The following is a 25543-nucleotide window of genomic DNA, read 5'->3' on the forward strand; positions in this document are numbered from 1 at the left end:
TATCCCCACCTTATCGGCTTAGGGATATGTAGGGCATCACGAAGTGGCGACCTCCACACCGGACGAATGCGGGGTGGAACCGAGTACCCGGATACAACGTAAACCTGCACCAATCGTGCCAAATGACCGATCGTGCCAAATGACAAAGTCAGGGCAAACCATGGCGAACCAAGGGCAGAGCGCCGATCGCGGTCTTGAGGGGCTGACTGCCGCTGCCAAAACTGCTGCCGATGCCGAAGGCGCCAAAAAGGGCCTGCCTCCGGTGCATTTGTGGAATCCGCCGTTTTGCGGCGATCTCGACATTCGAATCGCGTCAGATGGTACTTGGTTCTATTTGGGGACGCCAATCGGCCGTCATGCCTTGGTTCGCCTGTTCTCGACCATCCTCAAGCGCGAAGGCGACAAGCATTTCCTCGTCACGCCGGTGGAGAAGGTCGGCATTCGCGTCGACGACGCGCCGTTCATGGCGGTCGAGATGCAGAAGGACGGCGATGCCAACCATCGCGTGCTCCGCTTCCGCACCAATGTCGACGACTGGGTCACCTGCGATGCGTCGCACCGGCTGCGCTTCGAGCAGGCCAAGGACGGCGGGCTGACGCCCTATCTGCATATCCGCGCCGAGCTCTGGGCCAAGGTCACCCGCGCGCTCTATTACGATCTGGTTGACATGGGTGAGGAGCGGATGGTCGATGGCCAGCCGATGTTCGGTGTCGAGTCGGCCGGCGAGTTCTTCGCCATGGCCGATGCGGAGCAGGTGAGGGCCGCGCTTTGAACAAGCCTATCTCCAGGAACGATCCCGCCGTGATCGGTGCGGCGGATTTCTTCGCCCGCTCCGCCGCGCGGCTCGGCTTCGACGTTCCGCCCGGCCTCTACGATCCCAACATCATTCCGGCCTCGGGCGATCCCGGCACCGACAAGATGCTCGAGATCATCGCGCGCGAGCAGCCGGTGCGGCCGGCGGCGGTCTTGATCGCGGTGGTCGATCATCCCGAGCCGACCATTCTGCTGACGCAGCGTTCGGCGCATCTGAACGACCATGCCGGCCAGATCGCATTCCCCGGCGGCAAGATCGACGCAACCGACCGCTCGCCGCTCGATGCGGCGCTGCGCGAGGCCGAGGAGGAGGTCGGGCTGTCGCGCGACTTCGTCGAGCCGATCGGCTATCTCGATCTCTACGGCACCGGCTTCGGCTTCCGCATCCTGCCGACGGTGGCCAGGGTGCGCCCGGGCTTTGAGCTGACGATCAACCATTCCGAGGTTGATGATGCGTTCGAAGTGCCGCTATCCTTCCTGATGAACCCGGCCAACCACCAGGTGCACAGCAAGGAATTCCGCGGCATGGAGCGGTCCTACTACGCGATGCCGTTTGCCGAACGCTACATCTGGGGCGCGACGGCCGGCATGCTCCGTGTGCTCTATGAGCGGATCTATTCGTCATGATTCGGCCGATCCTGACCGAGATCGGAATCTTCCTCGTTCCCTTTGCCGTCTATGCGCTGTTCCTGGCCGCCACGCGTTCCGGCCTGTTCGTGCAATCGTCCTGGCCGATCACCATCGTCGCGCGTCTCATGCTGGCGGCGCTCGTGCTGGTGATCGCCGGGCTGATCGGCTTTGCGCATTTCTCCGGCGCCGCACCGGATTCGACCTATGTCCCCGCCCATGTCGAGAACGGCAAGCTCGTGCCGGGCGTGGAAAGATAGGGCCGGCCGATGAGCGCGGTGCCCATGCTCGCCGATGCGCCCTGGCTGATTTCGGGCGGCACCGCGCGCGTCCTGCAATTGCTCAATGCGGATGGCGAGGAGGCGCGGGTTGTCGGCGGCGCCGTGCGCAACGCGCTGCTCGGCCTCGTGCCCGGTGACATCGACATCGCGACCACGGCGCTCCCGCACGAGGTGATACGGCGCGCCAAGAGCGCCGGCATCAAGGCCGTTCCGACCGGCATCGACCACGGCACCGTCACGCTCGTCATCGACAGCCAGCCGTATGAAGTCACGACGCTGCGCGAGGATACCGAGACCTTCGGCCGCAAGGCCAAGGTCGCGTTCGGCCGCGACTGGGTGAAGGACGCCGAGCGCCGCGACTTCACGATGAACGGGCTCTCGGTCGATGCCGACGGCGTCGTCCACGATTACGTCGGAGGCATCGCGGATGCGGCCGCGCGGCACGTGCGCTTCATCGGTGATCCCGACCAGCGCATCGCCGAGGATTTCCTGCGCATCCTGCGCTTCTTCCGCATCCACGCCGCCTTCGGCGCCGGCGATCCCGACCGCGACGGCTATCTCGCCTGCATCCGGGGACGCGCCGGCCTCGCGAGCCTCTCGGCCGAGCGGCTGCGCATCGAGACGCTGAAGCTTCTGGTCGCTCCCGGCGCGTCCGCCGCCGCGCTTGCGATGGCCGATGGCGGATTGCTGCAGGCGCTGACCGGCGGCGTCGCCTATACCGGGCCGCTCTCGGCGATGATCGCGATCGAGCGCGAGCTCGGCCTCACCGCAAGCAGCACGCGGCGCCTCGCCGCGCTGACGGTCGCGGTGACTGAAGACGCCAAGCGCGTCGCCACGCGCCTGAGGCTCTCCAATGCGGAAACCAAGGCGCTGGATTCGATGGGGCACCGCTGGTGGCGCTTGGCCACCAAGGGCGAAGCCGATGCGCGGCGGCTGCTCTACCGGCTCGGTGCGGATCGCTATCACGATCGCGTGTTGCTGGGCTGGGCGAGAGCCGGCGGTGACGTCGGCTCGTCGCGATGGCGTGCGCTCGCCGAGCTGCCGCAGCGCTGGACTGCGCCGAAATTTCCGCTTCGCGCCGCCGACTTCATCGCGCGCGGCATGGCGGAAGGACCCTCGCTCGGACATGTGTTGACGCTCGCGGAGGACGCTTGGCTTGCGGCGGATTTTCCCCTAGAGGAAGCCGCGCTCGCTTCCATCGCCGATCAAGCTGCGGCACGCGTCAGCCGCGATGAGAGAACGTGACCATCGTCTCAGGCTTCGCCGACATCTCGACCTTTCAGCTCCTGCTGGTCGCGTTGATGGCGTTGTTTGCTTCGATTATCGGTGGTCTCGCCGGCTACGGCACCGGCGCCTTGATGCCGCTGGTGCTGGTGCCTCTCGTCGGCGCCGAACCGGTGGTGCCGATCATCGCGATCTCCGCGATCTTCACCAATTCCAGCCGCGCGCTCGCCTATCTCCGCTATGCCGATCGCCGCCGCGCGCTGATCGTGCTGGCCTGTGCGGCACTGACGACAGCGCTTGGTGCCTACGGCTACACACGGCTGACCAATGCGGGCGCGGCGCTGGTGATCGGCTCCATGCTGATCCTGAGCGTGCCGCTGCGCCGTGTGCTCCGCCGCCGCCAGGTCAAGATCGGCGACACTGGGCTTGCGGCCGGCTCGGTCGGCTATGGCGTGCTGGTCGGCGGCACCTCCGGCTCCGGCGTGATCCTGCTGTCGCTGCTGATGGCCGCGGGCCTGGAAGGCGCGGCCGTGATCGCGACCGATGCCATGATCTCGCTCGGCACCGGCCTCATCAAGATCTCGGTGTTCGGCCTCGCCGGCGCCGTGACCGCACAGGTGCTCGCCTTTGCGCTGCTGATCGGAGCAATCGCAATCCCCGGCGCGTTCCTGGCAAAAGCCTTCGTCGAGCGGATGCCGGTGCACATCCACACCGCGATCCTCGACGTCGCGGTGATCACCGGCGGCGTAGTGATGATCTCGGCTGCGGCGAGGCAGCTCATCTAATCAATCGGATGTGGCGCTGTCCCGCTGCCAGTTTGGTTCACGCCGCGGGTCTAGTGTGAGGGACTGCAGTCCAGTTCCTTGATCCTGCCGGCGGCGTCAAATGCCAAAAGTGCACTCATGACGCCAGCACTGGTGAGGTACGAGATAATGGTGCCGTCGTTGCGCCAGGGATTGAGATCATCCAACGTGCCTGCCGGATATTTCCGGAGGTGATCGACCCAATAGGCACGAAGTGCTTCGCGGCCGGTGATGGTTTGGCCGCCGGCGCAGCCGCAGTGGACCACGGCATCCTCGGCATGAAGTTCCAAAATCGCTTCGATATCGCCCGCGCGATAGGCATCAAGCCAGTCGACCGCAACGGCCATCGGGTCAAAGGACATATTTTTCACTCGCATCGCGTCCAAATCTGGGTCAGGCTCTGGAACCGCCAGGCCTTTTTTGATTTTAATATCCCACCCGGGCACGGCCATATGGCGAACGACATAGGGGACCGGGCCGAGGGCCAAAGTCGATGTTGGACACGTCCGCCAGGCAGGGGATACTCAAGCCCATCCGGCTCGTGATCGTCGATCCACAGCCGATCGTTCTGCAGGGACTGAGGTCGGTCCTCGGGACGCAGCCGGACTTCGACGTTGTCGCATCGTCCAGCGATCGGACAAGCTGCCTCGAAGCAATTCGGAAGCTGACACCTGACGTCGCGCTTCTTGCCGACAAGGTGCCGGATCTGACGGTCTCCGAGATCCTCGCGATTGTGAAGGCGGAGAAGCTCTCCACGCGCCTGGTGTTCTTCACCGAGTCCGATACCGACCACGATCTGACTTCAGCCATCACAGCCGGCGCCTGCAGCGCAATTTCGAAGTATGCCTCTCCCGCCACGATGCTGCGATCGCTGCGGCTGATGACGAAGAGCGGCGTGGCACTGGAGAAGTCCGATCTCTCCGCACCCGGCAAGGAGGCGGACGGCGATAGCAAAGTCGAAGGGATGCTGGAGCTGTTGACGCAACGGGAACGTCAAATCGCACGACTCGTGGCGGAAGGAATGTCGAACAAGGAGATCGCGCGTCAGCTCAACGTTTCCGACGGGACGGTCAAGGTCCACCTGTACAATATTTTCCAGAAGCTTGAGATCACCAACAGAACTGTGCTCGCGACCATCGCATTGCTGCAACGGCCCTCCGGCCTGGCCGCGCTCTCCCTGGCATTTCTGGCGCTCGCAATTGCGGACGAACTCAAGGCGTCGGAAGCGAACGACATCTTCCCGGATGAGAACGGCGTCGGCCACGTGGACGAGCACGCGGGGTACGAGCCCTGGAAAAAAGGGATTCTCCGGCACCTCGTCGTCTGGGAATCCGGCGAGCCGCCCACGCAGGCCCAGAGAGACTTGTTCGCCAAGGCCGCCCAAATCACCAACCCGGCGGCGGCAATGGAAGCGCTACGCGCGGCCGAGCAATCCGGGGGCGCGAAAGCGTGGACGCACCACGCTCCTGCTGGATCGGGCGCGCCCGATCTTCCCGTGCCCTTACTGCGAGGAGCAAACGACATACAGGTCGGAGTTGACCCGGCCCCGGAACATCAATTCCCGCGGCTTCTTTCCAATGCGATGTCGATGCATGGAGGGTATGGCAACTTTGCTATTCTCACCGGTGCGTTGATCTACGCACTGGAGGATCCCCATCTCGCCGCCCACGCGCATGACCTTCGTCAAGCGTCGATCGACAGCATCCTGGCCGTCACTGAAGAGAGTGCGACCACAAAACTGGCCGCGATCACCCATGCTGCCGCCAATCATGCCGACAATTCAGCCCCGGGTTTCCTTTCGCACGATGTCCGCCTGTCTTTCGCCGCTGTGACCACTGGAAACGGCAACCTCGCTGAAGGCGCTCTGGGCGAAAAGGGCCCGGGCGATGCGGGTGACAATCTCCATAAATTTGTTGGCGCGGACCCTGGTCACGATGCCGGTGTCGGCGGGGGCGGCGACGTTGAAAAAATTGTTTATCGCTCCCCGATTGACTCCGAGTCTAACCAGTTCAAGTCGACCTCTTCCGACGCCGTGTTCGATTTCGCATCTGGGCCGGGCAGGATCAATCTTGCGGCTTTCGGAGCGCTTGCCTGGCTGCACATGACGGCGGCAACCAAGTCTATACCGCCACATACACTCGCCTGGGTCTACGACTCCGCAAGCAACGAGACGATCGTCTATGTGAATGCGACCGATCATATCCTTGATATCGGCGATCGCGGCCTGCTGGAAATCCATCTCGAGGGGATCGTGGCCGTTGCGGAGGCGGATGTCGGCTCCGAGCCAGATGGCGCGGCTGTTGCGACCACCTTGGAGCAGCTCGAAGCCGCGCTGATACCGGCGATCGCAACCGATGAGGCCGCTCTGACGAAGGATCATGTCCAAACCAGTATCGAGGGGAGCGAGAGCACGCTCGGGACGGCTGGAGCCTGGGCCCTTCTGGCCAACAACGGCTCGGGTTTCCATTTCGGGCAGGCCCGGACCGGCTTGGGAACGTCGACGAGGCTCAGAAGCTCCAGCGACGCGTCGGCGGATGCAACGGAAGAGAGCGATGGTGCGTCTGCCGCGTCGGCTCACGCATCATCCATCGAGCTTGCTCATAGCGCGACGGCCCCGGCAGCGGCAAATGTCGCATCGAACAATGGTCCGATCAATGCGGGCAACGGCGTTTCGTCGACGGGGCCCAACGAGATCGGCCAACCCAGCGTCCTAACCGCCGACAGCGCGGGGCACGGCAACTCGCAGCACGCTTCGGAGCCATCGACTGAAGCTGGCTCCAAACCGGGCAACGGCGTCGGCCATGACGCCGAGCATCACGATAAGGCCTCGGACGCTCCAGGAGGGTCAGCGAAGAACGCAGAACCAGACGGCGCGGAACACGGCAAAGCCGGGCACTCAAATGCTGCAAAAGCACCGGACGCAGCCGAGACCGATCCGGACGTCGCAACGGCCGCCGACGCGGGTCACGGCAACTCGAAGCACGCTTCGGAGCCGGGGTCTGCAAAGGCGGCAGCCGACGAATCGACTGAAGCTGGCTCCAAAGCGGGCCACGGCGTCGGCAATGGCGCCGAGCATCACGCTTCGGCTTCGGAAGCTCCGGGAGGGCCAGCGAAGAAGGCCGACCCAGGCGGCGCGGAACACGGCAAATCCGGACACTCCGCCGCCTCAAACGCACCGGACGCAGCCGAGATCGATCCGGGCGCCGCGATAGCCGCCGGTGCAGGCCACGGCAACCCGCAGCACGCATCGGAGCCAGGATCTGCAAAGGCGGCAAGCACGGGGTCGACGGAAGATGGGGGCAAACCCGGCAACGGCGTCGGCAATGGCGCCGAGCATCACGATAAGGACCCGGAGGCTCAGGGAGGGGCAGCGCAGAAGGCAGAACCAGACGGCGCGGAACACGGCAAATCCGGGCACTCAACCGCTGCAAACGCACCAGACGCAACCGAGATCGATCCGGGCGCCGCAACGGCCGCCAGCACGGGTCACGGCAATGCGCAGCACGCTTCAGAACCAGAATCTTCGAAGGCGGCAGCCAGCGAATCGACTGGAGCTGGCTCCAAAGCGGGCAACGCCGCCGACCGTGGTGGCGAGCATCACGCTTCGGCTTCCGAAGGCGCGCAAACACCAGCGACAACGGCAGAACCAGACGGCGCGGAACACGGAAAATCCGGGCACTCAGCCGCTGCAAGCCCGCTGGACGGAGCAGCGATCGATCCGGCCGCCGCAACGCCCGCCAGCGCGGGCCACGGCAACTCGCAACGCGCTTCGGAGCCAGGATCTGCAAAGGCGGCAAGCACGGAATCGACGGAACACGGAGGCAAACCGGGCAACGGCGCCGGCGATGGCGCCGAGCATCCCTCTTCGGCTTCGCAGGCTGCGGGGACCGTGAAGACAGCAGAACCAGCCACCGTGGACCACGGTAACTCGCAGCACGCTGCGCAATCTGCAGCAATCGCAGACGACGCACACGCGGCCAAGGCTGCGTTCGAAACCGGCGGCGCAGACCAGGGACCGGTATTCCGGTTCGATAGCGGCGTAGCTCCTTCTGCTTTCGTCGAGATAGTCGGACTGAAAGAGTTCAATCATCCGCTGGATGCGCACGTTCCGCCCGGTCAGGAAGAAGGCCTCGGGTTCAACGTCAAGCTCGTCCCTCATGCACTGAACGGACACGCGGACGATCACGGCACCAACAGCCCGCACCAAGCGATTCTACCTGCGCATCATGATTTGCTGATCTGAACCGCTGCATCGTCATTGACCGAAAATGGCAACTGTCACCGTAGCCACGGCTCAGGAACGCGACGCCTTTGGCGGATCAGCCTGATGGGGAGCAGTTGTTCAGGGTTGCAGCCGTGAGAGCAGACGTTGCCGATCCTGATCGCGACCTCGCTGCTCCATGCGCATCCGTTCAAGTTCGCCTTCAGCTTTGGTTGTGTCCTCGTTCTGGCGCTTCATTTCGATGATCAGCGCCTCCTGCTCGGCGAGCCGGCGTTCTCCTTCGACGACGTCGCGCTCGATCTGCCTCAGCTCATCGTATATCGCCGTCGTGTACATCGCGATCCTCGCGCGGCCGTGCTGCGAAGCACGCCGCAGAGTAGGTTTCGCTTCGTGCAGGGCCTTTATCGGGCGCGCGGTGCGGCTATGACCACAGCGCGACGCGTATGGCTTTTAACTCAGCCAGCTTCGCGAACGTTCCGGCTGATGCCATTTTTTCCCGGGCTTTGATCGATCGCACGAGAGGCCATGTTTGTTAACCGATCCCCTTGGCGGAAGCGGATCGCCAACTGCCCGGAACGGATCTCGTCAAGCGAGCGCACCCGTTGTCGGCGGCGATGCACTCGGCTCAGGGCTGCGCCTCAGCCAAGTTGCAAACAAGCGGTCGGCACAATATCGTCGATCGTCCGCGCCGATGTCTGACGTTCAATCTCCCTCAGGAACCAACACCATGAATGTGGTCTCAGTGCCCAGCGGGATCCATCGCCCTTCAGGGAAGGTCGATATCCCGTCCGCCTGGGAGGGCGCTGAGATGAAAGCCAATCCCGATCGATGGTTGATATCACTTGCTGCCGGCGAGATCGCCGAACTCGAGGGCGCGGCTGAAACATATCTTGGCAGCAACAAAAAAATCGCCGAGATCACGAAGGAAAGCTTTCCGCTTCCGTACTTCGGCGCGCATCTGGAAGAGCTCAAGAAAAGGCTTTTGGTCGGCTTGGGCTTCGAAGTGATCCGCGGCCTCCCAGTGGCAAAATACAGTCAGGAGTTTGCCGCTACGATCTTTTGCGGAGTGGGCGCCCATCTTGGATCGGCGCGGTCTCAGAATGCAGCGGGCCACATTCTCGGTCACGTCCGTGACACAGGCGCTGATGCGAAGGATCCGAACACCCGAATTTATCAAACCTCGGAACGGCAAACATTCCACACGGATTCGTCCGACGTGGTTGGATTGTTATGCATTCGCGAGGCGAGGGAGGGAGGGGATTCTCTCCTTGTCAGTACGACGACAATCTACAACGAGATGTTTGACAGACGTCCCGACCTTGCCGCTCTCTTGTTTGATCCGATCGCGACGGACCGACGAGGCGAGGTGCCGGAGAACGAAAAGCCATATCTTGAAATCCCGGTGCTGAATTGGCATGCGGGGTTCCTGACCGGGTTTTATCAGCGCCAATATATCGATAGTGCGCAGCGCTTTCCCGATGCGCCGAGACTGACGCCGGCTCACGTCGAGGCGCTCGATCTTTTTGACGCGCTCGCAAATGATCCCGCGCTGCATTTCGGCATGCGGCTTCAGCCGGGCGACATGCAGTTCGTTTACAATCATGCCTTGCTGCATGACCGGACCGGATTCCGCGATTGGCCCGATGCAGGCCAGAAGCGTCATTTATTGCGCCTTTGGCTCAGCATGGAAGGCGACCGGCCGTTGCCCGATTGCTTCAAGCAGCGCTATGGCTCGATCGAGATCGGTAACCGTGGCGGCATCATCACCAAAGGGACCAGTTTGAACGTTCCGTTGGATTGACGTTCGAGCATCCAGCGATGTCCGCTCTCGTGCCGATATGGACAGAGGAGCGGACACCAAGTTGGGCGGAGCCGAGCACCCCGACCTAATGAGGACGCGGCCTCAGCCGCGCTTACTCCTCGTCTTCGTCGTCTTCATCCTCGTCTTCGTCGTCGAGCTCTTCCAGGTGCTCGAGCACCGCAAGCGGGAGCGTCTCGCGAAACAGATCGCCCTCCGCGCCCATCCAGAGACAGATCACGTCGTCGCCCTTCACGTCCGCGACGGTGAGCGGCTGCCCGCCGGATTTCAGCATGACGATATCGCCGGCTTTTAGTTCCATGGATGGTCCTTTCGGGTTGATTGACGGCGAAGCTAGCAAACCGGCATGACATGCCGATCACGGGCTACTCGGTCAGTGGATGTGTTGCGGTAGCGCGCATCCGCCGGCCAGACTGCTGAAACGTCGATCAGAGAGCTTTAGGCCGGAGCGATCCCATCACGAGAGGCAATGGTGCCTGTTCGATGGATGGCACAAGGGCTCTTCCGTCCCGTGCGTCGCGACCATGACACCATGCGCCTGTTTTGCCCGACGGCGCAAATGATTTCGTCAGATCCGCAGTTTGCGCTTGCCGCAAGTCCTTGATTTTGCTGCGGCCGTCTACTGTGCATGGGGTTGTTTTCGACGTTTTTGTTTGCGCACCCCGATTGCAGTCAGTCCGGCACCAGTTCTGTCAGCGAGCGGATGATGCGGTCGGGCTTGACGATCGAGCCTTCGGGCAGGCCGTCGCCATGCACGTCGATCCAGATCGAGTAGATGCCGAGACGCTGCGGCGTCACGACTTCCCATTCCAGATTGTCGCCGATCATCCAGGTGTCTCTTGCGGTGACGCCGAGCGCCTCCATCGCGTGCAGATAGGCACGCTCCTCGGGCTTGCCGAAACCGTGCTCGCCCTCGATCTGGATGTGGTGGAAGCGGTGCGCCAGCTCGAAGCGTTCGACCTTGGCGCGCTGGGTGTCCGCGGCGCCGTTGGTCACCAATGCGAGCTTGATGCCGAGCGCCTTGAGCCTGTCGATGGCGTCATGCGCGCCGGGGAAGACGAACATCTCCTCCTCGCGATAGACGGTGAAGCGGTCGGCGAGACGAATGGCGAGGTCGTCGGGCAGGGCGCGATGACCGGCGGCCGCGAGCGCGGTGAAACCGCCCTTGACGGTGAGGTGCCGGGCTTCGGCGAGCTTGAGCCGCCACGAAGCGTCCGCATTGGCCCAGAAATTCTTCGCGAAGGCCAGGACGGTGCTCGCGACCAGTTGCGGCGGCAGCGGCGCGAGTTCCTCGGCGAACTCCGCTGTGATCGTGTTCCAGGCGATCTCGGGCCGCGCATAGGCCGACAGGATGGTGTCGTCCATGTCGATTAGCATGGCGCGCGGGAGCGGTCTCATCGCGGGCTTCATCGTCGTCATGGCCACTTCACCACCGGTGGTAGCGACGACAGGATCGAATCCACATTGCCGCCGGTCTTGAGACCGAAGATGGTGCCGCGGTCGTAGAGCAGGTTGAACTCGACATAGCGGCCGCGCCGGATCAATTGCTCCTCGCGATCCTCCGCGGTCCAGCTTGTCGCGAAATTGCGCCGCACGATGTCGGGATAGACCTTCAGGAAAGCGCGACCGACGTCCCGGGTGAAGGCGAGGTCGGCGTCCCAGTCGCCGCTGTCGTGCCAGTCGTAGAAGATGCCGCCGATGCCGCGCGCCTCTTTGCGGTGCGGCAGGTGGAAATACTCGTCGCACCACTTCTTGTACTTGTCGTAATCGGCGATGCCGTTCGGCTGCGTGCAGGCCTGTTTCATTGCGGCGTGGAAGGCGATGCTATCGGCATCGTCCTGCGTGCGCCGGCGGTCGAGCACCGGCGTAAGATCGGCGCCGCCGCCGAACCAGGCTTTGGTGGTGACGACGAAGCGCGTGTTCATGTGCACCGCCGGCACGTGCGGATTGCGCAGATGCGCAATCAGCGAGATGCCGGAGGCCCAGAACTTCGGGTCGTCCGCCGCGCCCGGAATTTGCGCGCGAAACTCTGGCGCGAATTCGCCGTGCACGGTGGAGCAATGCACGCCGACCTTCTCGAACAGGCGGCCTGACATCATCGACATCACGCCGCCGCCGCCGGCCGCGCCGGTATGATCGGTGCGCTGCCAGGGTGTGCGTTTGAAGCGGCCGGCCTCACCGGGATAAAGGCTCTCGGGGGCATCGTCCTCCAGCCGCTCGAAGCTCGCGCAGATGTCGTCGCGCAAGGCTTCGAACCAGGCGCGTGCGCGCGTCTTGCGGTCTTCGATCAAGCTCGGGTCCAATGTGGATGTCATTTCGTCAGCCCTGCGGACCGTAATAGGTGCAGCTCTCGTTGCAACTGTCGCGGTGGATGCTGACGCGGGTGAGCTTGCCGATAGGAGCCAGCCGCTCCCAGACGAAGCGCGAGAGGTTTTCCAGCGTCGGTGTGCCCAGCGCCTCGATCTTGTTGAGGTACTTGTGATCCAGCGTCATGCGCACATCCTCGATGGCGCGCTGGACCAGGCCGAGATCGACCACCATGCCGGTTTTGGGATCGGGCGTGCCGCGCAGCGTCACCTCGGCGCGAAAGGAGTGGCCGTGGATCTCTTCGCTATCCGCGCCGAACGTCGTTCCCGACAATGAGTGCGCCGCCTCGAAGCGAAACGATTTCGTCAATTCCCACATCTGTTCGAAAACCAATCCTATCTGATACCAAGCGACTTATGCGTCTGCACGCTGAGCCGCCATTGCGGATGATTGAGGCAATAGTCGATGGCGCCCGCGGTGTTTTGGGCGACCTCGGGCCCGTCCATCGGCTGCAGTGAGAAGCGCTCGAAGGCGAGATCCGCGAAGGCCTCCGGCATGGCGAGCGGTTGCGGATAGACCAGCTTCAGCTCGTGGCCGCGCCGGATCACCAGATCGCTGCCGCCCTTTGGGCTGACGCAGATCCAGTCGAGCCCCTCGGGCGGGGCGATGGTGCCGTTGGTCTCGACGCCGATCTCGAAGCCGCGGGCATGGAGCGCGTCGACCAGCGCGGTATCGACCTGGAGCAGCGGCTCGCCGCCGGTGAGCACCACATAGCGGTCTTCGGTGGAGGCTGTCCATTGCGCGGCGATGGTGTCTGCGAGTTCCGCGGCCGAGCCATAGCGACCGCCGAGGGTGCCGTTGCTGCCGACGAAATCGGTGTCGCAGAATTTGCAAGTGGCCTCCTGACGGTCGGCCTCGCGCCCGCTCCAGAGGTTGCAGCCGGCAAAACGGCAAAACACGGACGCGCGCCCGGCATGGGCGCCTTCGCCTTGCAAGGTCAGGAAGATTTCCTTGACCGCGTAACTCAACCGTCTCTCCTCAACATACCTCAACATATTAAACTTGCGGGTTCCGGAGCTGCCGCAGCGCTTCGCCTGCGGCCATCGCCGCGGTCATGGCGACATTGAGCGACCTCAGCCCCGGAGCGATCGGGATCACCAGCCGCGCGTCCGCCGCCTCGACCACCGCCTCGGTGACGCCGGCGCTCTCGCGCCCGAATAGCAGGATGTCCGCCGTCTGGTAACGGAAATCGCGGTAGTCGGTCGCCCCCTTGGTGGTGAACAGCAGCAGGCGAGCGCCTTGCGCCGCCCGCCATTGCTCGAACTTTGACCAGGAGTCATGCCTGACGATGCTGACCTGATCGAGGTAGTCCATTCCCGCCCTGCGGAAATGCCGGTCGGAGACCGGGAAGCCCGCCGGTTCGATGATATGGGCGGCCATGCCCAGACAGGCGCAGAGCCTGAGAATCGTGCCGGTGTTCTGGGGGATGTCGGGTTGGAAAAGCGCTATCTGCATGGGCGGTGCCGGGTTCGGTGCGGGCCGGAAATGTCTCAATAAAACATCGCTAGCCGCGGAATTCGTGCATTGCACGCTCCCGCGCCGATAGCGGGCTTGCGCTCGCCCGGCAAGGGTGCCAATAGAACGATTCTGGACTGCTGTTTTCGCCTTGTTTTGGTGGGGGCACGCGAAGTTCTGCCGCCGCGGGGGGCCGCGGGCGCCGGCAGGCTGTTCTGGGGACCTTGGGGGCTCCCGGAGCGGTTCCGCCGGCTGCATAAGAAGAAAGGGTTGGAATCGTGACGACAGCGTCTTCGGCGGACCATCCGACACGCCGTGATTTCTTATTCGTTGCAACGGGGGCAGCTGCAGCAGTAGGGGGCGCAGCCGCGCTCTGGCCCTTTATCTCCCAAATGAATCCTGATGCGTCGACCATCGCCGCTGGTGCGCCGATCGAGGTCGATCTCAGCCCGGTTGCCGAGGGGCAGGACATCAAGGTGTTCTGGCGCGGCAAGCCGATCTATATCAGCCACCGCACCAAGAAGCAGATCGACGAGGCGCGCGCCGTCAACGTGGCGAGCCTGCCCGATCCGCAGTCCGACGAGGCCCGGGTCAAGTCCGGCCATGAGCAATGGCTGGTCGTGATCGGCATATGCACCCATCTCGGCTGCATCCCGATCGCCCATGAAGGCAATTACGACGGGTTCTTCTGCCCCTGCCATGGTTCGCAGTACGATTCGTCCGGCCGCATCCGCCAGGGGCCCGCGCCCGCGAACCTGCCGGTGCCGCCGTACCAGTTCGTTTCGGACACCAAAATCCAGATCGGCTGAGCTTCGGGCCCTCGTCCGAAGCTTCGCGCCGTCTCGTCGTATTATTTCCTCAGGATCGCATCATGAGCGGACCATCCGACTACCAGCCGAGCAATCCGGCCCTGCAATGGATCGAGCGACGTCTGCCGATCCTCGGCCTCATGCACTCCTCCTTCGTGGTCTATCCCACCCCGCGCAACCTGAACTATTGGTGGACCTTCGGCGCCATCCTCTCCTTCATGCTGGGGATCCAGATCCTGACCGGCGTGATCCTGGCGATGCACTACACGCCGCATGCCGACCTCGCCTTCAAGTCGGTCGAGCTGCTCGTCCGTGACGTCAATTACGGCTGGCTGCTGCGCAACATGCATGCCGTCGGCGCCTCGATGTTCTTCGTCGCTGTCTACGTCCACATGCTGCGCGGCCTCTATTACGGCTCCTACAAGGAGCCGCGCGAGGTGCTGTGGATCCTTGGCGTCATCATCTACCTCCTGATGATGGCGACGGGCTTCATGGGCTACGTGCTGCCGTGGGGCCAGATGAGCTTCTGGGGCGCGACCGTCATCACCAATCTGTTCTCCGCCATCCCCTATGTCGGCGAGAGCATCGTGACGCTCCTGTGGGGCGGCTATTCGGTCGGCAACCCGACGCTGAACCGCTTCTTCTCGCTGCACTATCTACTGCCGTTCCTGATCGCGGGCGTCGTCGTGCTCCACGTCTGGGCGCTGCATGTCTCCGGCCAGAACAACCCTGATGGCGTCGAGCCCAAGACGGAAAAGGAAACTGTTCCGTTCACGCCGCATGCAACCATCAAGGATATGTTCGGCGTCTCCTGCTTCATGCTGCTCTACGCCTGGTTCATCTTCTACATGCCGAATTATCTCGGCGACGCCGACAATTACATTCCGGCGAACCCGGGCGTGACGCCGCCGCACATCGTGCCGGAATGGTATTACCTGCCTTTCTACGCGATCCTGCGCTCGATCCCGAACAAGCTCGCGGGCGTGATCGGGATGTTCTCGGCGATCATCATCCTGTGCTTCCTGCCCTGGCTCGACGCCGCCAGGACGAAGTCGTCGAAGTACCGTCCGCTGGCCAAGCAGTTCTTCTGGATCTTCGTCGCGGTCTGCATCCTGCTCGGCTATCTCGGCGCGCAGCCGCCGGAAGGCATCTATGTGATCGCCGGCCGGGTCCTGACGTTCTGCTATTTCGCCTACTTCCTGATCGTGCTGCCGCTGCTCTCGCGGATCGAGAAGCCGCGTCCGGTGCCGAACTCGATCTCGGATGCCGTCCTGGCCAAAACCGGGAGCAGGTCGACGCCGATGGTGTCGAGCGCGATCGTGCTTGCGCTGGCGGGCGCGTTGTTTGCGGGCTCAGCCGACAGCGCGCGCGCCTCCGAAGGCAGCGACAAGCCGCCGGGCAACAAATGGTCGTTCGCCGGTCCGTTCGGCAAGTACGATCGCGGCGCATTGCAACGCGGCCTGAAGGTCTACAAGGAAGTCTGCGCCAACTGTCACGGCCTGTCCTACGTCGCCTTCCGCAATCTCGCGGAAGCCGGCGGTCCCGGCTATTCGGTCGCGCAGGCTGCAGCCTTCGCCTCCGACTACAAGGTCAAGGATGGTCCGAACGACGCCGGCGACATGTTCGAACGCGCGGGCCGGCCGGCGGATTATTTCCCCTCGCCATTCCCGAACGAGCAGGCGGCGCGTGCGGCGAACGGCGGCGCGGCGCCGCCGGATCTGTCGCTGATCACCAAGGCGCGTTCCTACGGCCGCGGCTTCCCGATGTTCATCGTCGACTTCTTCACCCAGTATCAGGAGCAGGGTCCGGACTACGTCTCGGCGCTGCTCCAGGGCTTTGAGGACAAGGCGCCCGAAGGTGTGACCATCCCGGAGGGCTCCTACTACAACAAGTACTTCCCGGGCCACGCCATCAAGATGCCGAAGCCGCTCAGCGACGGCCAGGTCACCTATGACGACGGCTCGCCGACCACTGTCGCGCAGTATTCCAAGGACGTCACCACGTTCCTGATGTGGACCGCCGAACCGCATATGGAAGCGCGCAAGCGCCTCGGTTTCCAGGTGTTCATCTTCCTGATCATCTTCGCCGGCCTGATGTACTTCACCAAGAAGAAGGTCTGGGCAGACTCGCACTGAGGGGCCCGAGGCGAGAATGAAGAGGCCCCCGCAAGGGGGCTTTTTTGTTGGGCACGAGAGTGTGTTGTCAGGCGCGATTGCCTATCGCCCGCTCAAACGCCAAAATGCCGCCAACCGCTCCCCAAAAACTCGTCGGAGGACACCATGGGAACCGCCATCACCTTCAAGCGCCCGGACGGCAAGGACGCATCGGGCTATCTCGCCAATGCCGCGCGCGGCAACGCGCCGGGCGTGGTGGTGATCCAAGAATGGTGGGGCCTTTCGGACCAGATCAAGGGCCTCTGCGACCGCTTCGCGCTCGCCGGTTTCGATGCGCTGGCGCCAGATCTCTACAAGGGCAAGGTGGTGCCGTATCACGACACCGACGCCGCCGGCAAAGAGATGAACTCGCTCGACTTCATGGACGCCACCACGCAGACGGTGCGCGGCGCCACGCAATATCTGTCGCGCAACGGCGCCAAGGTGGGCCTGACCGGCTTCTGCCTCGGCGGCGCCGTCACCATCATCGGCGCGGTGCATGTGCCGGAGCTCGCCGCCGGCGTGGTGTTCTACGGCATCCCGCCAGAGCAGGCGGCCAAGCCCGCCGACGTCAAGATCCCGCTTCAGGCCCATTTCGCCAACAAGGACGATTGGTGCACGCCGGAGCTGGTCAACGGTTTCGAAAAGGCCATGAAGGCCGCCGGCAAGTCGCTGGAGCTGTTCCGCTATGACGCCGAGCACGCTTTCGTCAACGAGCAGCGCCAGGCCGTGCACGACCGGGAAGCCGCCGAGCTCGCCTGGGGCAGGGCGACGGAGTTTTTCAGGAAGCATCTGGGGTAGGTGTGCTGCGCCAGTCGCGCTACCATTTCAGTGTCGCCCCGGCCTGGTGCGCAATTGCCCGGCCTTCGCCGGGACGACTGTGGTGATCGGCGTTGAGCAGCCAGCCCAGCCAGCCTTGACGTCGTCCCCGCGCCATGGTGAGTATCCGCCCATGAGCACCGCCGTCCGCCCATCCCGTCTTTGGTGGCGCACCTCCTGAGAGGTGGCCGGTGCGATTTATTCTCCCAAAATCGTCTGAGGTCGCCCACGCAGTGCGGCGGCCTGATCGTTTGTCCTGTGTGGCGTTCCCTCGACAAGTTTCGTAAGAGGACCCCATGAACAGGACCGTCTTTGCCCTTCCGGCTCGAAGCGACTACGTGACCCGCGCGGGGCTTGCGATCACGCGCGTGGCGGAACAGTTTTCCGGCGGCGCCAACCGGCTCGACGATCTCGTCAGCCTGCTCGACCGCCGCCGCGGCGTGGTGCTGTCGTCGGGCACGACCGTGCCCGGCCGCTACGAGAGTTTTGACCTCGGCTTCTCCGATCCGCCGCTCAAGCTCGAGACCACCGGCGTCAATTTCAAGCTGGAAGCGCTGAACGCGCGCGGGGAGGTGCTGATCGCCTTCCTCGCCGACGTCTTGCGCGAACCCTGCGTCGTGATCTCCGAGACGACGCCGACGCGCCTTGCCGGTCATATCATCCGCGGCGAAGCCCCGATCGACGAAGACCAGCGCACGCGGCGCGCCAGCGTGATGTCGCTGGTGCGCGATCTCGTCGCCGCTTTCTCCGCCAATGACGACGGCGTGCTCGGCCTGTTCGGCGCCTTCGCCTACGATCTCGTGTTCCAGATCGAGGACCTCGTGCAGAAGCGCGCGCGCGAGAGCGACCAGCGCGACATCGTGCTCTACGTCCCCGATCGCCTGCTCGCCTATGACCGCGCCACCGGCCGCGGCGTCGTGCTCACATACGATTTCGCGTGGAAGGGCAAGTCCACCGCGGGCCTGCCGCACGAGACCGCCGAGAGCCCCTACCTCAAGACACCGCGCCAGGGTTTTGCCGATCACGCCCCCGGCGAATATCAGGCCACTGTCGAGACCGCGCGCGCTGCCTTTGCGCGTGGCGATCTGTTCGAGGCGGTGCCGGGGCAGCTCTTCGCCGAGCCCTGCGACCGCTCGCCGGCGGAAGTGTTCCAGCGGCTCTGTGTCATCAATCCGTCGCCCTACGGCGCGCTGATGAATCTCGGCGAGGGCGAATTTCTCGTCTCGGCCTCTCCGGAAATGTTCGTGCGCTCGGACGGACGCCGGGTCGAGACCTGCCCGATCTCGGGGACGATCGCGCGCGGTACCGATGCGATCGGCGATGCCGAGCAGATCCGCCAGCTCCTGAACTCCGAGAAGGACGAGTTCGAGCTCAACATGTGCACCGACGTCGACCGCAACGACAAGGCGCGCGTCTGCGTTCCCGGCACCATCAAGGTGCTGGCGCGCCGGCAGATCGAGACCTATTCAAAACTGTTCCACACCGTCGACCATGTCGAAGGCATGCTGCGTCCCGGCTTCGATGCGCTCGACGCCTTTCTCACCCACGCCTGGGCCGTCACCGTCACTGGCGCACCAAAACTCTGGGCGATGCAGTTCGTCGAGGATCACGAGCGCTCGCCCCGCCGCTGGTATGCCGGCGCGATCGGGGCGGTGAATTTCGACGGCAGCATCAACACCGGCCTCACCATCCGGACCATCCGGATGAAGGAGGGCCTCGCGGAAGTGCGTGTCGGCGCCACCTGTCTGTTCGACTCCGATCCCGCCGCCGAGGACCGCGAATGCCAGGTCAAGGCCGCCGCCCTATTCCAGGCGCTGCGCGGTGATCCGCCGAAGCCGCTGTCGGCCTTTGCGCCCGATGCGACCGGAAGCGGCAAGAGGGTGCTGCTGATCGACCATGACGACAGCTTCGTCCATATGCTGGCCGATTACTTCCGCCAGGTCGGCGCCGACGTCACCGTGGTCCGCCATGTGCATGCGCTCGACATGCTCAAGCAGAAGCGGTGGGATTTGCTGGTGCTGTCGCCAGGGCCGGGCAGGCCCGAGGATTTTGGGATCAAGAAGACCATCGACGCGGCGCTGGAGGACAAGCTGCCGGTGTTCGGCGTCTGCCTCGGCGTCCAGGCGATCGGCGAGTATTTCGGCGGCGAGCTCGGGCAGCTCACGCATCCCGCCCATGGCCGGCCCTCGCGGGTTCAGGTACGTGGCGGGCGGCTGATGCGCAATCTGCCGAACGAGATCGTCATTGGCCGCTATCACTCGCTGTATGTCGAGCGCGACAGCATGCCGGAGGTGCTATCCGTCACCGCCAGCACCGAGGACGGCGTCGCCATGGCGCTCGAGCACAAGACCCTGCCGGTCGCCGGCGTGCAATTCCATCCGGAATCGCTGATGTCGCTGAGCGGCGAGGTGGGCTTACGAATTGTCGAGAACGCGTTCCGCCTGGATGCGTCGCGCTGATTGAGAGGCACCATGACTTTTGACCATGATCTGAAGGCGAGCGTCCGCACCATCCCGGACTATCCGAAACCCGGGATCTTGTTCCGCGACATCACCACGTTGCTCGCAGATGCGCGTGCGTTCCGCCGTGCGGTCGACGAACTCGTCAATCCCTGGGCCGGCAACAAGATCGACAAGGTCGCTGGCATGGAAGCGCGCGGCTTCATCATCGGTGGCGCGGTGGCGCACCAGGTTTCGGCCGGCTTCGTGCCGATCCGGAAAAAAGGCAAGCTGCCGCACACCACCGTGCGGATCGCTTACTCTCTCGAATACGGCATCGACGAGATGGAGATGCATGTCGACGCCATTCAGCCGGGTGAGCGTGTGATCCTGGTCGACGACCTCATCGCCACCGGCGGCACCGCGGAAGGTGCGGTGAAGCTGCTGCGCCAGATCGGCGCCAATGTGGTCGCCGCCTGCTTCATCATCGATCTGCCCGATCTCGGCGGCGCCGCCAAGCTGCGCGCGATGGACGTGCCGGTGCGCACGCTGATGACGTTCGAGGGGCACTGAGGGCACGGCACGGCTGGCGACGTTCAGATCGGCTCGGCCGTTAGCTCCGACAGCCAATGCAGCATGCGCTCTTTGAGGAGCGCATTCCTGACATAGTCGCTCGCCTCATCTTTCAGCCGCTCGCATTCGCCGAGTGTCAGGCCTGCCTCACCGTGCATGTTCCACGCAGTCTGGAGTCTACGGCAGGTGTGGCTACCCTGGCGCAGCGAGAACCAGATGCGATTCTGGATTGTCTCGAGGTTCGAGGCTTGGCCGACCCAGGCCTCGCCCGAGGCCGCGCAGCGGACGACGTAGATGCCGGCAACGGTCTTCCGCTCCTTATAGGCGGCGATTGCTGCTTTACGGTCGATGCTCACGGTGAAGAGGCCTTGCTGAGGAACGATGGTGCGTACACTCAGTAACCGCAACGTCGCTCGGCGTCAATATTATCCGGGTAAAATATTCAGGACCGTTGCAGGATCAGGCTGAGCTCGAGTTCGCGGAAGGCGAGGTAATTGCGCCGGGTCCATTGGTGCAGCTCGGTCGAGGCATCCTTCTCCTGGCGAAGATAGCCGGTGAAGGAGAAATTCAGGCGGCTGATATAGGTCTTCAGGAATCCGGGCAGCGCCGGCAGGCGCAGCAGCCGGCCGCCGGCCATCGCTTCCGGCAGCTCGCCGCGCACGATGTGCTCGTTGTCCACCGTGATCAGGTTGATCCGCGGGATCTGTTCGCGCAGCATCTCGTGGGCGCGGGCCGAGACGCGGTCGGTGTCGGCGACGAACAGGATCATCGGCGCGACGTGGCGGCGCGCAGCCTCTTTCAACAGGCCGATCTCCTCCGTCATCTTGAAGAACTCGTCAAAGGCGTGGAAGCCGAGGTCGATCACCTTGGCAAGCCCGTCATCGACGATGACGCGATCCATCAGCTGCATCTTGCCGTAGGTGTCGATCACGTCGGCGGTCTCGGTGATCGTTGGCAGATAGTCGAGCAGCGACGGCTCCTTCAGGTTGACGTCGAAGGCCACGACGTTGCCGTTCTTGAGCAGCAAAAATTCGCTCAAAAGCCGCGCCAGCAGGGTCTTGCCGACCTGCGGACGGGGCGAGCAAATGATGTAGAGGGGCGTTGCGGGCATCGATAGCTATATCAGTCGAACTTGGCGACCAATCCAGCCGTATCCGCCCGGCTTGCGCAACTATTTTTCGCTGTTGCGGGCCCCGGATTTCGTCGAGCCGACGATATCGGTCAGCCGGATCCGATCGAACTCACTCCAGACGTTCGCCAGCCAGTGTCGGACATAACCACGCAGCACGAAGGAGTAGTTGGCGGCCTCGTCGTTGACGCCCTTGTTGGCGACGAATTTCAGGAATGGGACGGAGGACACCTCGACCTGCTCATAGGCCATTTCGTTGAGCTTGGGGATGGTCAGCTCGGTCGCGTCCTTGATGCGGTTGAAATACGATTGGTAAGTCGACTGATCCCACTGGAAGAACTGAGTATCGTTGATGAAGTTCTTCACCAGGAAATATTTCGCGCCGCCCATGAAGCCCGCGGTCTCGGCGATCTCGTCCAGCGAGGCGATCGAGGGTCCGAGGATGTGGAACACGGCAAAGGTGATCTGGCCGGCCTTGGCGGCGTCGAGGAATCCGATGTCGCGCAAGGAGGCGAGCGCCGGCGAGAGCAGGCCGGCCCGGACGTCGATCACGGTGACCGACGGGCTCGTCGCGTTGAGCGTATCGAAGATCTTCATCTGATCCGACGTCGTCGTCATGTCGACGATCTCGGTGATGTCAGGATGGAAGCGCTTCAGGGTTCCGCGCGGCGATTCGGTGTCGAAGGCGCGCGTCGGCACGTTGTTGGCGGAAAAATAATCGAGCAGGGTGCGCGACACCGTGGTCTTGCCGACCCCACCCTTGTCCGCGCCCACCACAACCACTGCCGGCTTTGCCATTGCTGTCCCCTAACGCGCGCCCCCGATCGCGAGGTTGCAATCGGATGGGCCCCAAATCGATGTCGCAGACATGTCCCAAGTCTGCTGTTGGGCGCGAACATGGCAGAAACAAGGGAGAATTCAATTCCGCAGGGCCCAGTTACGGCAATTCCCGACGTTTTTCCCAAGCACGACGAATTCTGCCGGGCATGGCGTCAAATCACGCTCAATGGCGGCCCCAAGGACCCAAGGAATTGCCCAAGGGATTGCTTACTCGATTGCCTATCGGGTTGCTGCTGGCGGTTCCGGCGGAGCTGGGTGCGGGCAGGGGCGGCGGACTGGCCGCGCCGCCTACGTCGTTCCAGGGCCCCTGGCGCGGTGGCGGTCGGACGCCCTGCTGGTCGGCTTGCGTGTCTGGCTCCTCGGCCTCGTCGGCGGAAAGCGGCAGCGGGCCGGGATCATGGCCGTCGGCGAACTTGACCAACGCGTCGACCCGCGACTGCACCGAGGGGTGGGTCGCGAACAAATCGGCAAAACCCTCGCGCGGATTGTCGACGCAGAGCTCCATCACTGCCGAGGTTGCGCCCGGCAGCTCGCCGCGGTTCTCGATCTTGCGCAGTGCCGAGATCATGGCGTCCGGGTTTTTCGTCAGCTCGACGGAGCCTGCGTCCGCGAGATATTCGCGCGAGCGCGACAGCGCGAGCTTCACCACCTGAGACAACAGCCAGGCCACCACGATCAGCACGACCGCGATGATGATGACGATCACCGCGCCGCCGCCCGAACTCTTGCTGTCGCTCGACGACGAGGACGATCGTGACGAGGAGGAGCCCGACGACCACGAGCCGCCGGAGCCGGAGCTCCAGCTGAAATTCGTGAACAGGCGGAAGAACAGTTCGCCGAAGAATCCGACCACGCCCGCGATGATGACGGCGACCACCATGAGCTGCACGTCGCCGTTCTTGATATGGGTCAGCTCGTGACCCAGCACCGCCTCGATTTCCTGGTCGTCCAGCGCATTGAGGAGACCGGTGGTGACGGTGACCGAATATTGCCGCGGGTTGAGGCCGGTCGCGAACGCGTTCAGCGCCGGGCTTTCCATGATCTTCAGCTTCGGCATCGTGATGCCGCGCGAGATGCAGAGATTTTCAAGCAGATTATAGAGCCGCGGCTGCTCCTGCCGGGTGACGTCGTGGCCGCCGGTCACCGCATCGATCATCGACTGGTGGAAGAAATAGGCGATCACGATCCAGGTCGCTGCCACGACGGTCGCAACCGGTGCGGCGACTTTCAGATCATAGAAGGCGCGTCTCAGATAATGGAGGACGGTCTCGTCGCCATTGATGACGACTTCGGCGATCAGCGCGCCGGCATAGACCAGCACGTAGACCAGCGCGAACAGACCGGCGAGCAGGAGCATCGAACGAAACTTGTTCGAGGCGATGTGCGTGTAGAGACCATACGCGGCCATGACGCGATGCCCTGCCGGCCTATCGGCTCAACTCAGAATTTCACCTGCGGCGTGGCCTCGACCTCGGTGCGGCTGGCGCCGAGATCGAAGAAGTCCTTTTTGGTGAAGCCGAACATGCCGGCGAACAAGGCTGCCGGCATCTGCTGGATGCCGGTGTTGTATTCCTGGACCGCGCTGTTGAAGAAGCGTCGGCTGGCCGCGATCTTGTTCTCGAGATCGGACAGCTCGCTGGCGAGCTGCTGGAAATTGGCGTTGGCCTTGAGGTCGGGATAGGCCTCCGACAGCGCGATCAGTCGGCCGAGCGCGCCGGAGAGCTGGGTCTCGGCCGCGGACACCTGCGCCGGTCCCTGCGCCGACATCGCCGAATTGCGCGCCTTGATGACGTCGTCGAGCGTGCCGCGCTCATGCGAGGCATAGCCCTTCACCGTCTCGACCAGGTTCGGGATCAGATCGTGGCGCTGCTTGAGCTGCACGTCGACGTCGGCAAAGGCCTGGCCGACGCGCTGGCCCAGCGCCACCAGCCGATTGTAGGCGGCGAAGGCAAAGAACACGAGGACGACGATAACGCCGAGAACGATCCAGCCGGTCGACATGGAGAACTCCTGAAGGGGGAAGAAGGCGGGCGCTAGGGTAGACCAAATTGGCGCCGAGCGAGAGCCCGGTACAGAAGAGAGGTAAGACTTGGTCGGATGAGGGACTATCCCAGTTCAAGGCGAAAGCGCCGGAGCAGGTTAACTTTCGGACAGGATGGCATCACCCCAGCGCCAGCGGCGGGCGCTTGCATAGGCGACCTTGTCCCGCCGTGGGACCTTGGCGAGTTCGACGCCTTGCTCGGTGCAGAGCTTTGCCGTGATCTCGGGCTTGCCGAGATCCGGCGGCGCCAACACGCGCGCGGCGCGGGTGGCGGGAGGCCTACGGGTTAGCGCCACGTAGATGAATCGCTCGTCCTCGAACGGCACCTCGGCGCCCTTGATTTGGCGGTGAGCCTGCGAGCGCGGCAAGCGCTGGGAGAAATGGCACCAGTCGGGCGCCGTCAGCGGACACGGCTTTTCGTGCGGGCAGGGTGCGGCGACATAGGCGCCCGCCGCGATCAGTTGCTGGCGCAAGGTGAGGATGCGGGCGTAGCCGGCGGGCGTGCCGGGCTCGATCACGACCAGCACGTGGCGCGCTTTCGCCCACATCGCTTCCGCGAGCTTGCGTTGATCGCCCTCGCTGAGCTCGCCGATGACATAGCTCGCGACGACGAGATCGGCTTGCGAAACCTCAGCGAGGTTCGCGCCGGCATCGCCCGGCAGATAGCGGCAATTCGCCAGACGCGTGCTGTCGCGCGCCAGTTCGAGCGCGAGACGGCTCAGCGTGGCGTTGGCATCGAGCAGGGTGAAGGATTGCAGCGACGGAAAAGCTTCCGCAGCGGCCCAGCTCGCGGTGCCCGGACCTGCGCCGACGTCGAGCAGCGTTTCCGGACCGAGGTCCGGTGCGACCTCGGTCAGCGCATTCAGACTTGCCGCCACCGCAGCGTAGGTCGCCGGCATCCTCGCGAGCGCATAGGCGAGCGCATCGGCCTCGGATTTGATCGTGCCGGAGCCGCCCCCTGCACGATAGGTGGTCGAGATTTTCTGCGATCGCTGCGCAGCGTCGGCGCGCGAGAACCCCTGGAGCTTGCCGTCGAGGGCCGCTTTCAGTTCGGCGGGGAGGGTGGGTGAGATCATCATTCGTGGTCATCATCCGCTTGCGCGGATGACGACGTCAATAGGTGCGTGACG

General features: G+C 63.7%; 26 protein-coding genes. 12 read left to right on the top strand and 14 right to left on the bottom strand.

The genetic code is table 11. The features are described from left to right. The first annotated feature begins 160 nt into the window (after nucleotides 1-160). The 5 genes from IVB36_RS13375 to IVB36_RS13395 are packed head-to-tail and all read left to right on the top strand — an operon-like array spanning nucleotide 161 to nucleotide 3730. Nucleotides 161-772 (top strand): DUF1285 domain-containing protein, encoded by a 612-nt coding sequence (locus IVB36_RS13375; RefSeq protein WP_247372662.1) that lies wholly within the window; start codon nucleotides 161-163, stop codon nucleotides 770-772. After that, the gene (locus IVB36_RS13380; protein ID WP_027568565.1) at nucleotides 769-1440 is read left to right on the top strand and encodes a CoA pyrophosphatase; all 672 of its coding nucleotides are present in this window, start codon (nucleotides 769-771) and stop codon (nucleotides 1438-1440) included. The genes IVB36_RS13375 and IVB36_RS13380 overlap by 4 nt, the downstream gene beginning before the upstream one ends. Beyond that, complete coding sequence (locus IVB36_RS13385; protein ID WP_018454951.1) at nucleotides 1437-1700, top strand: DUF6111 family protein; 264 nt, start codon at nucleotides 1437-1439, stop codon at nucleotides 1698-1700. Before IVB36_RS13380 ends, IVB36_RS13385 begins: the two co-directional genes overlap by 4 nt. A gap of 9 nt (nucleotides 1701-1709) precedes the next feature. Next, entirely contained in the window at nucleotides 1710-2966 is a 1257-nt protein-coding gene (locus IVB36_RS13390) for a CCA tRNA nucleotidyltransferase (RefSeq protein WP_247372665.1), read from the top strand. After that, nucleotides 2963-3730 (top strand): sulfite exporter TauE/SafE family protein, encoded by a 768-nt coding sequence (locus IVB36_RS13395; protein WP_247372668.1) that lies wholly within the window; start codon nucleotides 2963-2965, stop codon nucleotides 3728-3730. The genes IVB36_RS13390 and IVB36_RS13395 overlap by 4 nt, the downstream gene beginning before the upstream one ends. Before the next feature lie 50 nt (nucleotides 3731-3780). Here the strand turns inward: IVB36_RS13395 and IVB36_RS13400 are convergent, their stop codons facing one another. Further along, complete coding sequence (locus IVB36_RS13400) at nucleotides 3781-4200, bottom strand: nuclear transport factor 2 family protein (protein WP_231188813.1); 420 nt, start codon at nucleotides 4198-4200, stop codon at nucleotides 3781-3783. 41 nt (nucleotides 4201-4241) lie between these two features. Between IVB36_RS13400 and IVB36_RS13405 the strand changes: the two genes are divergently transcribed. Next, complete coding sequence (locus tag IVB36_RS13405) at nucleotides 4242-7991, top strand: LuxR C-terminal-related transcriptional regulator (protein WP_247372671.1); 3750 nt, start codon at nucleotides 4242-4244, stop codon at nucleotides 7989-7991. A 99-nt stretch (nucleotides 7992-8090) separates the two neighbouring features. On the opposite strand, the gene IVB36_RS13410 is transcribed toward IVB36_RS13405, so the two are convergent. Next, a complete protein-coding gene (locus tag IVB36_RS13410; protein ID WP_018454947.1) occupies nucleotides 8091-8306 on the bottom strand; it encodes a hypothetical protein in 216 nt (71 codons plus the stop codon). Between the two features lie 391 nt (nucleotides 8307-8697). On the opposite strand from IVB36_RS13410, the gene IVB36_RS13415 reads away from it, so the two are divergent. Continuing rightward, a complete protein-coding gene (locus IVB36_RS13415) occupies nucleotides 8698-9771 on the top strand; it encodes a TauD/TfdA family dioxygenase (protein WP_247372674.1) in 1074 nt (357 codons plus the stop codon). 112 nt (nucleotides 9772-9883) lie between these two features. Here IVB36_RS13415 and IVB36_RS13420 read toward each other — a convergent pair whose 3' ends face one another. The 6 genes from IVB36_RS13420 to IVB36_RS13445 form a co-directional block, all read right to left on the bottom strand. Then, complete coding sequence (locus IVB36_RS13420; RefSeq protein WP_018454945.1) at nucleotides 9884-10090, bottom strand: DUF2158 domain-containing protein; 207 nt, start codon at nucleotides 10088-10090, stop codon at nucleotides 9884-9886. A gap of 371 nt (nucleotides 10091-10461) precedes the next feature. Beyond that, nucleotides 10462-11208, bottom strand: a complete 747-nt coding sequence (locus IVB36_RS13425) for an HAD family hydrolase (RefSeq protein WP_247372676.1) — start codon at nucleotides 11206-11208, stop codon at nucleotides 10462-10464. Next, nucleotides 11205-12104: an oxygen-dependent coproporphyrinogen oxidase gene (gene hemF / locus IVB36_RS13430; RefSeq protein WP_231188796.1), complete on the bottom strand. Its 900-nt coding sequence runs from the start codon at nucleotides 12102-12104 to the stop codon at nucleotides 11205-11207. The genes IVB36_RS13425 and hemF overlap by 4 nt, the downstream gene beginning before the upstream one ends. Before the next feature lie 4 nt (nucleotides 12105-12108). Continuing rightward, nucleotides 12109-12474: a 6-carboxytetrahydropterin synthase gene (locus IVB36_RS13435; protein ID WP_247357255.1), complete on the bottom strand. Its 366-nt coding sequence runs from the start codon at nucleotides 12472-12474 to the stop codon at nucleotides 12109-12111. Between the two features lie 17 nt (nucleotides 12475-12491). Next, nucleotides 12492-13124, bottom strand: a complete 633-nt coding sequence (gene queE, locus IVB36_RS13440; protein WP_247391667.1) for a 7-carboxy-7-deazaguanine synthase — start codon at nucleotides 13122-13124, stop codon at nucleotides 12492-12494. Between the two features lie 28 nt (nucleotides 13125-13152). After that, nucleotides 13153-13611 (bottom strand): tRNA (cytidine(34)-2'-O)-methyltransferase, encoded by a 459-nt coding sequence (locus tag IVB36_RS13445; protein WP_018454940.1) that lies wholly within the window; start codon nucleotides 13609-13611, stop codon nucleotides 13153-13155. A gap of 278 nt (nucleotides 13612-13889) precedes the next feature. On the opposite strand from IVB36_RS13445, the gene petA reads away from it, so the two are divergent. From petA to IVB36_RS13470, 5 genes are all read left to right on the top strand, one after another. After that, entirely contained in the window at nucleotides 13890-14420 is a 531-nt protein-coding gene (petA, locus tag IVB36_RS13450) for a ubiquinol-cytochrome c reductase iron-sulfur subunit (protein WP_026232845.1), read from the top strand. A gap of 62 nt (nucleotides 14421-14482) precedes the next feature. Continuing rightward, nucleotides 14483-16555: a cytochrome b/c1 gene (gene fbcH / locus IVB36_RS13455; RefSeq protein ID WP_247391670.1), complete on the top strand. Its 2073-nt coding sequence runs from the start codon at nucleotides 14483-14485 to the stop codon at nucleotides 16553-16555. Nucleotides 16556-16699: 144 nt separating this feature from the next. Continuing rightward, complete coding sequence (locus tag IVB36_RS13460; protein ID WP_008134159.1) at nucleotides 16700-17374, top strand: dienelactone hydrolase family protein; 675 nt, start codon at nucleotides 16700-16702, stop codon at nucleotides 17372-17374. A 314-nt stretch (nucleotides 17375-17688) separates the two neighbouring features. Beyond that, nucleotides 17689-19851, top strand: coding sequence for an anthranilate synthase component I (locus IVB36_RS13465; protein ID WP_204513836.1), 2163 nt, complete (start codon nucleotides 17689-17691; stop codon nucleotides 19849-19851). A 12-nt stretch (nucleotides 19852-19863) separates the two neighbouring features. Continuing rightward, the gene (locus tag IVB36_RS13470) at nucleotides 19864-20403 is read left to right on the top strand and encodes an adenine phosphoribosyltransferase (RefSeq protein WP_007595035.1); all 540 of its coding nucleotides are present in this window, start codon (nucleotides 19864-19866) and stop codon (nucleotides 20401-20403) included. 23 nt (nucleotides 20404-20426) lie between these two features. On the opposite strand, the gene IVB36_RS13475 is transcribed toward IVB36_RS13470, so the two are convergent. The 6 genes from IVB36_RS13475 to IVB36_RS13500 form a co-directional block, all read right to left on the bottom strand. After that, the gene (locus IVB36_RS13475; RefSeq protein ID WP_204513837.1) at nucleotides 20427-20759 is read right to left on the bottom strand and encodes a GIY-YIG nuclease family protein; all 333 of its coding nucleotides are present in this window, start codon (nucleotides 20757-20759) and stop codon (nucleotides 20427-20429) included. Between the two features lie 86 nt (nucleotides 20760-20845). Then, nucleotides 20846-21514 (bottom strand): hypothetical protein, encoded by a 669-nt coding sequence (locus IVB36_RS13480; RefSeq protein WP_204513838.1) that lies wholly within the window; start codon nucleotides 21512-21514, stop codon nucleotides 20846-20848. A 60-nt stretch (nucleotides 21515-21574) separates the two neighbouring features. After that, on the bottom strand, nucleotides 21575-22330 hold the full coding sequence (locus IVB36_RS13485) for a hypothetical protein (protein ID WP_018454934.1): 756 nt from the start codon (nucleotides 22328-22330) through the stop codon (nucleotides 21575-21577). 205 nt (nucleotides 22331-22535) lie between these two features. Further along, entirely contained in the window at nucleotides 22536-23780 is a 1245-nt protein-coding gene (locus tag IVB36_RS13490) for a M48 family metallopeptidase (protein ID WP_204513839.1), read from the bottom strand. A 32-nt stretch (nucleotides 23781-23812) separates the two neighbouring features. Further along, nucleotides 23813-24373, bottom strand: a complete 561-nt coding sequence (locus IVB36_RS13495; RefSeq protein WP_085352637.1) for a LemA family protein — start codon at nucleotides 24371-24373, stop codon at nucleotides 23813-23815. Nucleotides 24374-24511: 138 nt separating this feature from the next. Continuing rightward, nucleotides 24512-25492 (bottom strand): small ribosomal subunit Rsm22 family protein, encoded by a 981-nt coding sequence (locus IVB36_RS13500; protein ID WP_247372679.1) that lies wholly within the window; start codon nucleotides 25490-25492, stop codon nucleotides 24512-24514. Nucleotides 25493-25543 lie beyond the last annotated feature (51 nt).

Origin of the sequence: Bradyrhizobium sp. 35 (genome assembly GCF_023073215.1) — a bacterium.
In the GTDB taxonomy this organism is placed as follows: Bacteria; Pseudomonadota; Alphaproteobacteria; order Rhizobiales; family Xanthobacteraceae; genus Bradyrhizobium; species Bradyrhizobium canariense_D.

What these genes read in the sequence shown, in the direction of transcription:
- IVB36_RS13375 (WP_247372662.1), top strand. Translation starts at nt 161, where the DNA reads ATGGCGAACCAAGGGCAGAGCGCCGATCGCGGTCTTGAGGGGCTGACT.
- IVB36_RS13385 (WP_018454951.1), top strand. Translation starts at nt 1,437, where the DNA reads ATGATTCGGCCGATCCTGACCGAGATCGGAATCTTCCTCGTTCCCTTT.
- IVB36_RS13390 (WP_247372665.1), top strand. Translation starts at nt 1,710, where the DNA reads ATGAGCGCGGTGCCCATGCTCGCCGATGCGCCCTGGCTGATTTCGGGC.
- IVB36_RS13400 (WP_231188813.1), bottom strand. Translation starts at nt 4,200, where the DNA reads ATGGCCGTGCCCGGGTGGGATATTAAAATCAAAAAAGGCCTGGCGGTT.
- IVB36_RS13405 (WP_247372671.1), top strand. Translation starts at nt 4,242, where the DNA reads ATGTTGGACACGTCCGCCAGGCAGGGGATACTCAAGCCCATCCGGCTC.
- IVB36_RS13410 (WP_018454947.1), bottom strand. Translation starts at nt 8,306, where the DNA reads ATGTACACGACGGCGATATACGATGAGCTGAGGCAGATCGAGCGCGAC.
- IVB36_RS13415 (WP_247372674.1), top strand. Translation starts at nt 8,698, where the DNA reads ATGAATGTGGTCTCAGTGCCCAGCGGGATCCATCGCCCTTCAGGGAAG.
- IVB36_RS13420 (WP_018454945.1), bottom strand. Translation starts at nt 10,090, where the DNA reads ATGGAACTAAAAGCCGGCGATATCGTCATGCTGAAATCCGGCGGGCAG.
- IVB36_RS13425 (WP_247372676.1), bottom strand. Translation starts at nt 11,208, where the DNA reads ATGACGACGATGAAGCCCGCGATGAGACCGCTCCCGCGCGCCATGCTA.
- hemF (WP_231188796.1), bottom strand. Translation starts at nt 12,104, where the DNA reads ATGACATCCACATTGGACCCGAGCTTGATCGAAGACCGCAAGACGCGC.
- IVB36_RS13435 (WP_247357255.1), bottom strand. Translation starts at nt 12,474, where the DNA reads ATGTGGGAATTGACGAAATCGTTTCGCTTCGAGGCGGCGCACTCATTG.
- IVB36_RS13445 (WP_018454940.1), bottom strand. Translation starts at nt 13,611, where the DNA reads ATGCAGATAGCGCTTTTCCAACCCGACATCCCCCAGAACACCGGCACG.
- fbcH (WP_247391670.1), top strand. Translation starts at nt 14,483, where the DNA reads ATGAGCGGACCATCCGACTACCAGCCGAGCAATCCGGCCCTGCAATGG.
- IVB36_RS13460 (WP_008134159.1), top strand. Translation starts at nt 16,700, where the DNA reads ATGGGAACCGCCATCACCTTCAAGCGCCCGGACGGCAAGGACGCATCG.
- IVB36_RS13465 (WP_204513836.1), top strand. Translation starts at nt 17,689, where the DNA reads ATGAACAGGACCGTCTTTGCCCTTCCGGCTCGAAGCGACTACGTGACC.
- IVB36_RS13470 (WP_007595035.1), top strand. Translation starts at nt 19,864, where the DNA reads ATGACTTTTGACCATGATCTGAAGGCGAGCGTCCGCACCATCCCGGAC.
- IVB36_RS13480 (WP_204513838.1), bottom strand. Translation starts at nt 21,514, where the DNA reads ATGCCCGCAACGCCCCTCTACATCATTTGCTCGCCCCGTCCGCAGGTC.
- IVB36_RS13485 (WP_018454934.1), bottom strand. Translation starts at nt 22,330, where the DNA reads ATGGCAAAGCCGGCAGTGGTTGTGGTGGGCGCGGACAAGGGTGGGGTC.
- IVB36_RS13490 (WP_204513839.1), bottom strand. Translation starts at nt 23,780, where the DNA reads ATGGCCGCGTATGGTCTCTACACGCACATCGCCTCGAACAAGTTTCGT.
- IVB36_RS13495 (WP_085352637.1), bottom strand. Translation starts at nt 24,373, where the DNA reads ATGTCGACCGGCTGGATCGTTCTCGGCGTTATCGTCGTCCTCGTGTTC.
- IVB36_RS13500 (WP_247372679.1), bottom strand. Translation starts at nt 25,492, where the DNA reads ATGATGATCTCACCCACCCTCCCCGCCGAACTGAAAGCGGCCCTCGAC.